At 43.6% G+C, this 13,044-nt stretch carries 11 protein-coding genes; 3 read left to right on the top strand and 8 right to left on the bottom strand.

What is annotated here, in order from left to right:
- Positions 1–56: 56 nt before the first annotated feature.
- From ES754_RS01960 to ES754_RS01990, 7 genes are all read right to left on the bottom strand, one after another.
- Positions 57–1,670 (bottom strand): exonuclease SbcCD subunit D C-terminal domain-containing protein, encoded by a 1,614-nt coding sequence (locus ES754_RS01960; protein ID WP_201538790.1) that lies wholly within the window; start codon positions 1,668–1,670, stop codon positions 57–59.
- 38 nt (positions 1,671–1,708) lie between these two features.
- Positions 1,709–2,122 carry a hypothetical protein gene (locus tag ES754_RS01965; RefSeq protein WP_147221576.1) on the bottom strand — a complete coding sequence of 138 codons (414 nt, stop codon included), beginning with the start codon at positions 2,120–2,122 and terminating at the stop codon, positions 1,709–1,711.
- Positions 2,107–2,436 carry a hypothetical protein gene (locus tag ES754_RS01970; RefSeq protein WP_147221578.1) on the bottom strand — a complete coding sequence of 110 codons (330 nt, stop codon included), beginning with the start codon at positions 2,434–2,436 and terminating at the stop codon, positions 2,107–2,109. Before ES754_RS01970 ends, ES754_RS01965 begins: the two co-directional genes overlap by 16 nt.
- Positions 2,437–2,616: 180 nt before the next feature.
- Entirely contained in the window at positions 2,617–4,362 is a 1,746-nt protein-coding gene (gene cobA / locus ES754_RS01975; protein WP_147221580.1) for a uroporphyrinogen-III C-methyltransferase, read from the bottom strand.
- A 235-nt stretch (positions 4,363–4,597) separates the two neighbouring features.
- Complete coding sequence (locus ES754_RS01980; RefSeq protein ID WP_147221582.1) at positions 4,598–5,236, bottom strand: phosphoadenosine phosphosulfate reductase domain-containing protein; 639 nt, start codon at positions 5,234–5,236, stop codon at positions 4,598–4,600.
- Between the two features lie 75 nt (positions 5,237–5,311).
- Positions 5,312–5,902 (bottom strand): DUF934 domain-containing protein, encoded by a 591-nt coding sequence (locus ES754_RS01985; RefSeq protein WP_147221584.1) that lies wholly within the window; start codon positions 5,900–5,902, stop codon positions 5,312–5,314.
- Entirely contained in the window at positions 5,895–7,580 is a 1,686-nt protein-coding gene (locus ES754_RS01990) for a nitrite/sulfite reductase (protein WP_147221586.1), read from the bottom strand. Before ES754_RS01990 ends, ES754_RS01985 begins: the two co-directional genes overlap by 8 nt.
- 465 nt (positions 7,581–8,045) lie before the next feature.
- Here ES754_RS01990 and sat point away from each other — a divergent pair, with 465 nt between their 5' ends.
- Complete coding sequence (gene sat / locus ES754_RS01995; protein ID WP_147221588.1) at positions 8,046–9,317, top strand: sulfate adenylyltransferase; 1,272 nt, start codon at positions 8,046–8,048, stop codon at positions 9,315–9,317.
- Between the two features lie 163 nt (positions 9,318–9,480).
- Here the strand turns inward: sat and ES754_RS02000 are convergent, their stop codons facing one another.
- A complete protein-coding gene (locus tag ES754_RS02000) occupies positions 9,481–10,044 on the bottom strand; it encodes a hypothetical protein (protein ID WP_147221590.1) in 564 nt (187 codons plus the stop codon).
- A 385-nt stretch (positions 10,045–10,429) separates the two neighbouring features.
- Here ES754_RS02000 and ES754_RS02005 point away from each other — a divergent pair, with 385 nt between their 5' ends.
- Both ES754_RS02005 and ES754_RS02010 read left to right on the top strand, forming a co-directional pair.
- Positions 10,430–11,545, top strand: coding sequence for a sulfate ABC transporter substrate-binding protein (locus ES754_RS02005; RefSeq protein WP_147221592.1), 1,116 nt, complete (start codon positions 10,430–10,432; stop codon positions 11,543–11,545).
- A gap of 212 nt (positions 11,546–11,757) precedes the next feature.
- Positions 11,758–12,882, top strand: coding sequence for a sulfate ABC transporter substrate-binding protein (locus tag ES754_RS02010; protein ID WP_147223197.1), 1,125 nt, complete (start codon positions 11,758–11,760; stop codon positions 12,880–12,882).
- Positions 12,883–13,044: the final 162 nt, after the last annotated feature.

Here is a 13,044-nt window from a genome sequence, read left to right on the forward strand (position 1 = left end):
GGAGATATTTTTTATAGTAGTTTTGATATTATTTTTAATGCTATTTGGCACTTATTTTATTCAGCGCGACTGTCTGTATGATGAATGGCGTACAGTATTTGCTCATAAGCGTCGCGTAGGCTTATTTTTTGTGCCTCTGTTACCTCATTAAGCGTCAAGCAGCGCTCAAAAACTTCTAATTCATTTAAATCTTGTAAGGTTTCAGAGGAATGTTCTTGGTTGAGTACTTTATTATATTTGGTCGGGTTTTTACTTATAAGTACCTCACATGGCAAACCGTCTACTATGGCCTCTATTTGTTCACGCAGATTGGCAACAATGTCATCGCCAGTATAGGTGATTTCAAGCCAAATTGGTTCTGACGATGAGCGCGACTGCGTAAGCGTGCGAATGGTCATCTCAATAGTTTGCATATCACCTAAGACTTGCGCTAATGACTGAAAGCAGGGAATGGGAAGAGAGACGACTTGCATATTATGGTCATTGTCATGATGTAGCAATGTCGAAGCCGTACTAGGATTTGTATTACTCATAAACGAAGGTAATGGCTGGCGATTACTATCTAGATGAGCGTTATTATCTGATGATATAACTTTGTCATTAGAAGTATCCTCAAAGCCAAACAAGTCATCCATATAATCATTATTGCTATTAGCATGGTAACTTGAGATGATTTCAGGTTGACACTTTGGTACGTCAATGTCGCTATCTGATATTAGATGGTCACTATTATTGTTGTAATCACTATAAACGTTATGGGCTACCGCGCCAAACTGTACTAATAACACCAATTTTTGTTGGCGCGCTTCGCCAAAGCCCATGGGAATAGGTGAGCCACAATAGCGAATATGCTCACGCCCTCCAACTCGCTGCGGTACATGCAAATGTCCAAGCGCCACATAATCAAAGCACTCATCAAACATATCGGCGGATATTTTACCTAAGTTGCCGACATACAAGTCACGTACGCCATCATCAGAAGTACGTACGCCTTGATTATTATCAGAAATATTACTACCTGCCGCAAATAAATGCCCTGTCGCAATAATAGGGATATAGTGGTCAACTGTCTCAGTAAGCTCAACTTGCTTGGCTTTGGCTATAGCAGCCACACCATCATAGTGCGCGCGAATACCGTTGATTACATTGGCATCTTTGCTATCCATCGACTCGCCAGCGCTGCTGTTTCTGACATCACGATCGCGTAAATAAGGTACAGCGGTCACGATACAATATGGAATATCGTGCCTGTCATTTAAAACCAACACTTCGTCATTTAAGTCTTCACAAGCCATACCAATGACATGTACGTTTAAAAACTTTAATACTTGATTGGGCGCATCTAAAAATGTTGGCGAATCGTGGTTACCTGCTACAACAACGATATGCTGACAGCAGGTCTTTGAAACCTTACCTAAGAAATCGTAATATAAGTTTTGCGCACGATTGCTTGGGGTCATGGTATCAAAGATGTCACCCGCAACGATTAGTATGTCTACTTGTTGGGCGCTAATCGTTTCTTGTAGCCAGCTTAAAAACGCCTCAAATTCCTCGTAACGCATACGTCCATAGAGCCGTCGCCCCAAATGCCAGTCGGAGGTATGTAGGATATTAAGAGGTTTAGTATGAGTGTTGGAAGTCAAAGGTATGGCAGCAGCGGATAGGGACATAAGCAGGCTATTATTAGAGTAAATAGAAAGCCTTTATTCTAGCAAGAATTAGCGGGGTTTGCTGTGTTGGATATAAGAGAAAAAGTAGCAGAATCTTTTTTCGTTTGTAGCTGATATATATCAGACGAAGAAGTAACATCATAACTGTAGAAAAAATCTAACAAAAAACTTGAAAATGTTCTGTCTACTTGCTTATAAACTTCTTTTGAATTTAAAGATGCAGTGTAAGCTGAGGAAAGTAGACGTTTGGCAGAAGTTCCATTTCCTAAGCGCAGTTCTATTTTTACATTATAAGAGTCATTTTTAACGCGAGAATCAAAAATAATGTCTAAGTTGTTTTTCTCTATAAGCTTTTGGTTTTCGTTGGGTTTAATATCTTTTAAATTGCAATCATCCGCAATATTTTTTATTTTTAACTTTAAAGTAGCTCTAATAACTATTGTGTTTTGCAAGATTTTTTTACTGCTCTAGAAATTCTTTGTTCATCAGGACTTACCTCTAAATCAGAATAAAAAAGAGTGGTTACAAAATATTCAACCAACTCAAAATTAGGCTGCTTACCTATAACTGCTTTTTCATAATTACGGAACTGTTTTTCTATCATAGCTAATTGTTTTTCTACAGCGCCTGATAAGATTCTTAATGATTCTTCAGACCCTTTTTGAGCAGTAACTTGTTTATCTAATGATTCACGCTGCAACTCTAATTCTTTGCTTTGTGATTGATAGCTTAAGTAAAACCATAACAAAGCTAAAGGTGAGAACACACCTGAAATATAAACTCCTAGTTTACCAATATTGTTTAAGGGGAAGTAGGGAATAGCCAGTGCTGCTTATATAGCAATCTAGCCTATTGTAAAAATAATTGGTAAACGTGATTTTTGTGGCTGTGGCATAGTGATTTTTCTTTTTGGTTGTCGTGGTTTATTTTACCACGCAAACATAAATCAACTAATCACCAACTGCTCTAAACTATCGCTTTCTTTCTGCTCGGCAAGATTGGCTACCATCGATAACGCATGCGCTTGCTGGCGAGAAGAGCTATTAATAGAGCTGTTGGATGTTAAGTCATCTTTTGGCGTAGCAGCCGTTCCCCCACGTAACCAATTGTCATCAGTATTGCTGGCATTTTGATTGTGCTGCTGATGGTGTAAATTATACCAAGCCAAGTCATGATGCAAAGCGACCACATCGCCCATAATCAATAGCGCAGGCGTGGGCAGTTGTGCCTCTTCTTGTTGGGCGGTGATAGTGCCAAGCGTCCCGGTTAAGACTTGCTGATTGGGCATGCTGGCATTGGAGACGATGGCGATAGGGGTATCACCACTGCGACCCGCGTCAATTAACCCTTCAGTCAAACGTGCCAGCGAATGCAGACCCATATAAAACACTACGGTCTCATCGGTATTTAAAAAGTTCTTAAAGTTGTTATTGGGTGCACCTGCCTTTAAAAATCCAGTCACAAAGCGAACTGATTGTGAATGGTCGCGGTGGGTTAGCGGAATACCGGCATAGCTGGCAGCAGCATTAGCAGCAGTAATGCCGGGTACGACTTGGTAAGGAATATCGTGTGCGCGTAGGCTTTCAATTTCTTCCCCGCCACGGCCAAAGATAAACGGATCGCCACCTTTGAGTCGCACCACGCGCCGGCCTTTTTTGGCCTCATTGATCAGTAGCTCATTGATACCTAATTGCGCCACGGCATGATTGCTGCGCTTTTTACCGACGAACACTTTATCCGCATCACGGCGACACAAATCGAGCACTTGCGGCGACACTAACGCATCATAAAACACAATGTCGGCTTGTTGCATCAAGCGTAACGCCTTAAAAGTCAGTAGCTCTGGGTCACCTGGTCCTGCGCCAACGATATACACCTCACCAACCGGCTGTACATGTTTGGCGGCTGTATCATCGTGACTGGTAATGATTGAGTCTGTGGTTGGCTTTCTTATTGAGTGTTTAATCATGGGCGTCGTAGCTGTTGCCTGTGCGTCTGCCACGTTAGTGTGCTGGCTCGTAGGCGCATTTTTCTTAATAATATCTGCAGCGGTACTGTCCAAATCCGCTTGTAATTGTGCAGCGGCTTGGGTCTCGTTACCCGCAAACATCAGCTCGCTCACTTGACCTTCAAAGGCGCGCTCCCAAAACTGACGCCGTCCCGTGAGGGTTGGTATTTTAACTTTCACTTCTGCGCGAAAATCGCCGGCAAGTTTAGCCAATTTGCCATAACCTTGCGGAATTAAAGTCTCTAGCCGCGCCCGTAACAGACGTGCCAGCACTGGTGCTTTACCATTGGAGGAGATACCAATCACAATCGGGTTACGATCAACGATAGCGGGGAAGATAAAGTCACATAAATGCGGGGTGTCGACCACGTTCACCGGAATATTCAGCTCAGTGGCATCCGCATGAATTTGGTGATTTAGCGCCTCATCATCGGTGCCTGCGATAATCACCCGTGCGCCTGTCATATAAGACTTGTGGTAATTTTCATAAATCAGATGATGGTTATTATCGATTTTGTCATTGGTCAGTAAGGCTTGCAATTCAGCACAAATATCGGGCGCAAGAATGGTAATTGCTGCACCCGCACGGCTCAGTAAGTCTGCTTTACGTAACGCCACATCGCCGCCACCGACGATAAGCACTTTGCGGCCTTCTAATTTAAAAAATAGCGGAAAGGTGTTCATAGGATTACCAGCAATCGATTCAATTTATGCAGCCATTATGGGTTAAATTTTCCCATGGCTCACCTAGCGAATTGGCATTAGCATATTCGTTTTTTACCTATTGATGATAGTTTTTAATGATAAAGGGAATAGCGGTATAAAATAATGACGTAAAAAAATCCCACTTAACTCATTTATTGAGGTAAGCAGAATTTTTAGTATTGATTTTTTAAATTACCATTTAATGATTGGCTGACTATAACTGGGTATGCAAACCACATTCGCGATGCTCTTCAACCTTAGTTGGATCAAAGTAATCGAACTCATTAGGTAAGTTATGTTCAGTCAAATAACCATCTAAATCCGTATCTGTTTTTTCAAACAACGGCGCTACTTTTAACACGCCATCTTTTGATAAACTTAGCACATCAAGACCTTGACGGAACTCAGTTTGGTCGCGACGAATGGCATTGAACCAAACGTCAGGTTTTAGCTCATCAAGCGCGCGGCGGAAGGGCTCAAGCTTTACTTGGTCAGTGAATTCGTCATGTAGCGGATTATCAATACCCGGGATGCCTTCCATCGTCACGTCACGATGGGCGCTGGTTTGCTTAGGGATATAGGTGATGACGTTTAAGTTCAAATCACGAATCACTTTATTGGCAAATTGATAAGTGGCATCAGTGTTATAGCCTGAATCTACCCACAATACCGTGATATCTGGGCGCTGCTTAGCAACCAAATGCAAAATCGCTGACTCATAAGGACGGAAGTTAGTGGTAATGATTGGGTTTTTGGCTTGGGTCAATGCCCATGCAACGATTTGCTCAGGCGTCTTGCCTTGCAACTCTTTATTGGCTTGGTCTATATCTAAATTTGGGTGTAATTTACTCATGTTTCTTCCTTGATTGAGGTTAAATAAAAATTAGTAGGGGTTCATATAAAACTTTAAAATCATTAAATATCAAAACTAAACACCTGCAAACATCGGTAAGGCCGCTGCATTTTGACCATCATAGGCGCTGGCAAGGGCGGTAAATGCTTGGCTAATATCAGACCTTATATCATGCTCGCTTAGCACAAAACTATCGGCACCAACCCGCAATAAATAAGCAATCTGATCTCGGCCAAACGCGCCAGCCATCCGAATCTCACCCTCATAGCCCAGCTGGCGCAGCGTTTGCACAAAGCTAAACCCGCGACCATCGGCAAACAAGGGCACATGAATGACAATCAGGGCCTGTTCTAATAAAAACTCTGTCAGATTTGTGAGCGCATCGGCATCAGTATCGGCGTTAATCCAAATCCCAAGGCGACTGCTATGATGGATGAGTAACTTATAAACTTGTTGCAATAGACCGCTCACAAGAAGACCCGTTGGACTTAATAAATCAGCAAGAGGTACGAGCACATCGAGCTTTTCTTGTTTATGTAGCAGCTCAAGCAATGAGATATCTGTCAGCGCAATGCCATCTGGTAACTCAGTAGTGGTGAGCGCATACCAAGTATCTTTGCTGCTAATATCAATACCTTGGCTGTTTAAAATATGGTGATTACCCATAGACCTTCTCCTTAAACGGGGCAATGCCAACGCGATTGATCACATCGCCAAAGCCTTCTACCTCATTCTCACTATTAGCACGTATCTCAAGATAGGTGTCTAAAATAACTTGCAAGGTACTGGCAACGTCAGTCGCAGGAACCGCTCTACCTAGAATTTTGCCAAGCTTAGCATCATCGCTAGAGTTACCGCCGAGGCTAATTTGATACCAGTGTTCGCCTTTTTTATCGACGCCTAAGATACCGATATCGCCAACGTGATGATGGGCGCAAGCGTTCATACAGCCGGACATATTGAGACGAATATCGCCTAAGTCGTAAAGATAATCGAGGTCATCGAACTGCTTTTCGATTTGTTCAGCGATATTATGAGTCGTCGCATTGGCAAGCGAGCAATAGTCCCAACCTGGGCAAACAATCATGTCGGTTAAGGTATTGATATTGGCGCGGGCTAAATGCAGTGCATCAAGTTGCTGCCATAGCTCATATAAATGGCTGACCTGTACATCAGCAAATACTAAATTCTGCTGATAAGTACCGCGTAATTCACCAAAGCTGTATTTATCTGATAAGTCAGCGAGTGCGTCCATTTGGGTATCGTTCACATCACCGGAGGGCACATAAGTACCATCGACCAAGCCGGCTTTTAGAGAAATCACTACAGCACGGTAACCGGCCACTTTATGAGCGACAGTATTTTGGGTATACCAATTGGCAAAGTCTTTATTGCTGGTTAACAGGGTTTCCAGCTCAGACTGCACTTGCAGCGCATCAAATGACTGGTAATCAGGCGCAGTAAAGAAGCTTGCTGCGGTAGCAAAGTTGTCTTCCGTTAATGTCAATGCGCCATCTTTGGTGTGTGCTTCCCATTCAGCATCAACCAATTTGGCAAATTCGCGGCCGCCCATGCTTTCGACCAAGATTTTGATACGGGCTTTATATTTATTATCACGGCGACCATGCAGATTATAAACCCGCAAAATAGCATCTAGATAGCTCAGCAGGTGCTCACGTGGTAAAAACTCATTAATCGTTTTACCAATCACGGGCGTACGACCCAAACCACCACCGACGATCACTTCAAAACCAATCTCGCCAGCATCATTCATTTTTACATGCAAGCCCACATCGTGAACTTGGGTGGCAGCGCGGTCGTTTTCAGTACCGATAACCGCAATCTTAAATTTACGTGGCAAAAAGGCAAACTCAGGATGAAAAGTTGACCACTGACGAATAATCTCGCAATAAGGACGCGGATCCGCAATCTCGCTTTGATGAATGCCTGCATACGGGTCGGTAGTAGTATTACGAATACAGTTGCCTGACGTTTGAATGGCGTGCATCTGTACCGTGGCAAGCTCCGCCAAGATATCAGGCACGTCTTCTAGTTTCGGCCAGTTCAGCTGAATATTGGTACGCGTGGTGAAATGCCCGTAGCCTTTATCATATTTGCGCGTGATTTCAGCCAATTTGCGCAACTGATAGCTGGCAAGTAGGCCGTAAGGAATGGCGATACGCAGCATAGGCGCATAACGCTGGATATAAAGTCCATTCTGCAAACGCAGCGGCAAAAACTGCTCTTCTGGCAGTGAGCCATCCAAAAATCGCTCAGTCTGGTCGCGAAATTGGGCAACCCGTTCCTCAACCAAGGCTTGGTCGGCATAGTTATATTGATACATGACGTACTCTCAATTTTGTTTTCAAACGTAAAGGATATCAAAAAGTGCGCTAAGTCAGTGCAATAAATCAAGGCAAAGAGCGGCGGAAAAGGTGGTTTGCTAGGTAGTGGCACCAAAAAAAGTGGTTAGTTGCGTCTCAAAAAATAGGCTTAAGACAACTTAGCTTCACATCATATAAGCTGGCGTCTCAAAATATAAATTCCTTTAAGTCATATCCATAGTAAAACACTGCATAAATTTTCATAACGAAAGTTAGGTAGCCTATGGGCATCCCAAATTAAAATTGCGGCATGACTTAATGACGAGACTTCATTTACAACTTGGTAAAGATTACTCGACTCCGTTGTTCGCAGGCTCTCAAAGTCGCTCGTTTATCTTTGTCAAATCGCTCACTTAACCTATCTAGTCGATACTATTTTCTATATTTTATTCAACTCTCCTTTATATAAGGTTTTAAATATCAATATGACCCAGTCTATAGCAGCCGAAACCACCGCCACCTCTAATTCCCAATCTAATTTAGTGCCACCGCATGGCAGCAGTGAGCTAAAGCCATTATTGTTAACTGGTGATGCGCGCAAGCAAGCCCTTAAACTTGCCAGCACTTTGCCACAAATTACCCTAAGCTCACGTGAGCGCGGTGATTTAATTATGCTGGGCATTGGTGGTTTCACCCCACTTGATGGCTTTATGAATCAAGCCGATTGGCAAGGGGTGGTGGATGATATGCGTTTGCAAACTGGCGCCAATGCGGGCTTGTTTTGGCCGATACCGATTACTTTGTCTGCACCAAAAACGACTGCTGATAGCTTAAACCAAGGTGATAAAGTCGCTTTGATCGCGGAAAACGGCGAAATAATGGGCGTGTTGACGGTAGAGGAAACCTATACCATCGATAAAGAACATGAGTGCCAGCAAGTCTTTACCACGACTGATAGTGAGCATCCGGGTGTGCAGCAAGTACAGAGCCAAGATGAGGTTAATATTGCCGGTCGTGTTGAGGTGTTAAGCGAAGGCGAATTCCCAACGCTTTATCCTGACACTTATAAAACCCCTGAGCAAACCCGCCAAATACTAGCGGATAAAGGCTGGAAAACGATTGCTGCCTTTCAGACCCGAAACCCCATGCACCGCTCACATGAATATTTAGCTAAAATTGCGATTGAGATTTGTGATGGCGTCTTGGTACATTCATTGTTAGGTGCGCTTAAACCAGGTGATATCCCAGCTGAAGTGCGTCAAGAAGCCATTAAAGCTTTGATTGATAATTACTTTAAACAAGACACGGTCATTCAGGCAGGCTATCCGCTTGATATGCGTTACGCGGGCCCACGTGAAGCGTTACTACATGCCTTATTCCGCCAAAACTATGGCTGTAGCCACCTAATCGTTGGCCGTGATCACGCTGGAGTTGGCGATTATTATGGCGCGTTTGATGCGCAAACCATTTTTGAGAAAATCGAAAAAGATGATTTATTGACTCAACCGTTAAAGATAGATTGGACATTTTGGTGTAATGCGTGCGAGGCGATGGCTTCCAGCAAAACTTGCCCGCATGATGCCAGCCAACATGTCAAAGTATCGGGCACTAAGTTACGTAAAGCATTATCAGAAGATGAAGAGGTACCAGACAACTTTAGCCGTCCAGAGGTGTTGGATATTTTACGCAGCTACTATGCCAACATTGCTATCGATGAACGCGCTGAAGTTAAATTAGTAGGGGCGTCTGCGGTATAAACTAAACTCCTTACTGAATAGAACAGGCAATAGAAAAAGGTGTCAGATTTATCATCTGACATCTTTTTTGTTCTCTAGAATTAGCTATTAAGACTTTTAGCTTAGTTTTGATTAACTTAGTTTTGTGATAAGCTTTTAAACAAAAGTATTTTTAGTTGCGTTTTTAGCTAAAGTTTAAGTTACCAGTAATCTTTTGATAGTTACCGGCAAGCGTCGCCCCACCTGAACAAAAATAATTAAGCGCATATTTATCTTGGCTGTCAATAGTCAAGACACCCTCTTTAAACTGCAAGAACATCACACTACCGTTAGCGATGGTCTGAAAAATAACGCCATGCGCGCTATCCTGACCCATCAGCGTCGCCTTGCCATCAAAGCGACAACTGGGCTTTTTGATATCGCTACGCGCGCGTACTTTAATATCAATCTCGGCATCACCAAACGGACGCACCATCACGCCCACCCAGTCATACCCTTGCGCGCGCTGATTATAGTCGCTCGGGGCATAGCCGTCAGTAGCATAATCACCGACCACAGTTTTTACAGCTGGCGTGAGTACTGTTAGCGGCTGAATTACCGAGGTCGGTAAGGTTGTATCGGCAGCGCTAGTTGAGCTACTGGGCGTCACGGTCTGACAACCCGTCAACAGCAGAAAGGCACTGGCGATCGTCGCAGAAGACAAAAATACGCGTTGTTGCCAGAGTTTGTACCTACAGAATGTGGACATAGAAGCGCCTTAACAGGAATAAGGAGATGGGGCTTAGGAATAAAGACGCTAATAGCCATAGGTGAGTCATTAAACAGAGGCGCAGCGTCACGCTAGAGTATACCAAAATATGTCGCCTAACCTATACGTTATCAAGCTTATCAGCTTATCGCATAACCAGTTAGCAATCTTGAATAATAAAGAATACCTAATAAAGTCACTTATGCCAAGTTAATAACTTGATAAGCGCTTTTGTCACTAAGCCTGCGCGCAACAAGCTGATAGCATAACCCCATCAAGTCATAACAGCATCTGTGGTACGAATGGCATGATAAAAAACGTTGAATAATTCTGACTCACTAATAATCCAATTTGACCTGTTCCTTAAACTTTATAGAGAACTGTTATGCCTAGCATCACGCCAATTATTACAAACAACCAAGCTAATAAAGTTATCCCCCGTGTGCCGCGTACCTTAATTGCTGGTAGCGCTATTAGTGCCATCATGATGCTCAGTGCCTGTAGCCCTACCAATGCCGATCAAAATGAGGGCGCGAAAAGCCCTAGCAAAGATGTCAGCTTACTGAACGTCTCTTACGATGTGTCCCGCGATTTTTACAAAGAATACAACCCTTTATTTAGCAGCGCTTATCAAGTTCAGTATCCTGATAGCACCGTCGATATTAAGCAATCTCATGGCGGTGCCAGTAAGCAGGCGCTATCCGTTGCCAATGGTTTGCAGGCAGATGTAGTGACATTAAACCAAGAAAGCGACATGAATATGCTGGTCAAAAAAGGGCTGGTCAAAACTGATTGGCGCACGGCTTTTCCTGATAATGCTGTCCCTTATACCACCACCATGATATTACTGGTTCGTAAAGGCAATCCAAAGCAGATCAAAGATTGGCAGGATTTAGCACGTGCTGATGTCGAAGTTATTATGCCCAATCCTAAAACCAGCGGCACCGCACGCTATGCTTTTTTGGGTGCTTATGGCGCAGGACTGCATCAATTTAAAGAGCCGGTCAATCAGCCGCAAAAAACTGATGACTTTATAAAAAAAGTGCTCTCCAATGTCGTCACTTATGACAATGGTGCGCGCGCCGCAACGACCAGCTTTACCCAGCGTGGTCTTGGCGACGTACTGGTCACTACAGAAAATGAGGCGCATTTGGTCGCCACTCAGCATGCCAAAGGACAAGTTGAGGTGGTTTATCCCAGCTACTCCATTACCATCCATAACCCAGTAGCAGTGGTCAGCTCAGTGACTGACAAAAAAGGCTCCACGGAGGCAGCAACGGCTTATCTTAAAGCGCTTTGGGACAAACCTGCGCAAGAGCTGATGGCGCAGATGTACCTGCGACCCAGCAATAAAGAGGTATTGGCTGCGCATGCAGGCACGCTAAAAGATATTCAAACCTTTGAGCCCGTCGACGTTTTTGGAGATTGGAACAATATCATGGCCACCTTTTTTGTTGACGGCGCTCTGTTTGATAAGCTTGCCGTAAAACCTAAAAAATAAGTAAAGTATTTGCCTTTATCTATAATCACAAAGCCACAAAGCCAAAAATGGAATAAACAATTAATGAATAAATAACGTGGTAGAAGCAGTCATGCCACCACCATATTCTTGCTTATTCCATTTTGGCAATAATATACGCATATTCGTCATTAAAGATAATAAGCTGTCACTGTTAGCATACCTGCATGACAACACCTACTTTTGAGGCAGCTATGACATCTTACGCAGCAGGAAAACCACTCGGCAAAACCGCCAGCCCTTACAACAACAAAGCACTTAACGTCTTAAGTATTGCAGGCGTTGCCATGACTTTGGGACTTGCAGGCTGTAGCAATAGTGAGCAAGCAGATACCAAGGCGACAGCCGACGGCACACCTGCGACAACAGAGAGTCAAAATATCGAGTTGCTAAACGTCTCTTATGATGTGGCGCGCGATTTTTACAAAGACTATAACCCTTTGTTCGTTGAGCATTACAAAGCCGAAAACCCCAACAGTAATGTGACTGTCAATCAATCTCATGGCGGCTCAAGCAAACAAGCCTTATCGATTGCTAATGGTCTGCAAGCCGATGTCGCCACCATGAATCAAGGCTCAGATATCGAGCTGCTTGAGAAAAAAGGTTTGGTTGCAAGCGATTGGGAAGGGCAGTTTCCTGATAATGCCGTCCCTTTTACCAGTACTATCGTATTTTTGGTGCGTAAAGACAATCCTAAGGGCATCAACGATTGGGCAGATTTAACGAAGCCTGGGCTTGAGATTGTGTTGGCCAATCCAAAATCTACCGGTAATGGTCGCTATGCCTTTTTAGGCGCTTATGGTTATGGTCTGCATGCCTTCAATAATGATGAAACTGCGACTAAAACCTACGTAAAAGATATGCTCAAAAACGTCAAAGTCTATGAGAATGGTGGCCGTGCGGCAACGACGACCTTTGTCCAGCGCGGTATCGGTGATGTGCTGGTAACGTTTGAAAATGAAGCCAATCTTGCCGTGACTCAATTTGGCGCTGGTAAAGTAGACATCGTTTATCCTAAATATTCTATCAAGTCAGAAAGTCCGGTTGCTATTGTGAAAGCTGTGACGGATAAAAAAGGCAGCACCGCGGCAGCAAAAGCTTATCTTGATTACTTATGGAGCGAGCCTGCGCAACAGTTGGCGGCTGACCTCTACTTACGTCCTAGCGTGAAAAGCGTCCTTGATAAAAATGGCGATAAATTGCCATCCATTGACACTTTCCGTCCGAATGACACCTTTGGTTCATGGGATGACATCATGGGTAAATTCTTTAGCGATGGCGGGGTGTTTGATCAATTGGCCGTTAATGCGCCGCAGTAAGTCGTTATATTGGCACAATTCTTTCAAATAACATCAGATTAAACAACGCGTTCATAAGGACATGGCTTACCGCGCTATGTCCTTATTTCCTTTATAACCTTAGCACGATATTTTAAAACAGCCTCAAAACACTACCTTAACAAAGCACGCAAAAAAGCACGT

The sequence above is a fragment of the Psychrobacter frigidicola genome (assembly GCF_007997305.1).
Taxonomy (GTDB): Bacteria; Pseudomonadota; Gammaproteobacteria; order Pseudomonadales; family Moraxellaceae; genus Psychrobacter; species Psychrobacter frigidicola.

What these genes read in the sequence shown, in the direction of transcription:
- ES754_RS01960 (WP_201538790.1), bottom strand. Translation starts at nt 1,670, where the DNA reads ATGTCCCTATCCGCTGCTGCCATACCTTTGACTTCCAACACTCATACT.
- sat (WP_147221588.1), top strand. Translation starts at nt 8,046, where the DNA reads ATGACCCAGTCTATAGCAGCCGAAACCACCGCCACCTCTAATTCCCAA.
- ES754_RS01985 (WP_147221584.1), bottom strand. Translation starts at nt 5,902, where the DNA reads ATGGGTAATCACCATATTTTAAACAGCCAAGGTATTGATATTAGCAGC.
- ES754_RS01980 (WP_147221582.1), bottom strand. Translation starts at nt 5,236, where the DNA reads ATGAGTAAATTACACCCAAATTTAGATATAGACCAAGCCAATAAAGAG.
- ES754_RS02000 (WP_147221590.1), bottom strand. Translation starts at nt 10,044, where the DNA reads ATGTCCACATTCTGTAGGTACAAACTCTGGCAACAACGCGTATTTTTG.
- ES754_RS01990 (WP_147221586.1), bottom strand. Translation starts at nt 7,580, where the DNA reads ATGTATCAATATAACTATGCCGACCAAGCCTTGGTTGAGGAACGGGTT.
- ES754_RS02005 (WP_147221592.1), top strand. Translation starts at nt 10,430, where the DNA reads ATGCCTAGCATCACGCCAATTATTACAAACAACCAAGCTAATAAAGTT.
- cobA (WP_147221580.1), bottom strand. Translation starts at nt 4,362, where the DNA reads ATGAACACCTTTCCGCTATTTTTTAAATTAGAAGGCCGCAAAGTGCTT.
- ES754_RS02010 (WP_147223197.1), top strand. Translation starts at nt 11,758, where the DNA reads ATGACATCTTACGCAGCAGGAAAACCACTCGGCAAAACCGCCAGCCCT.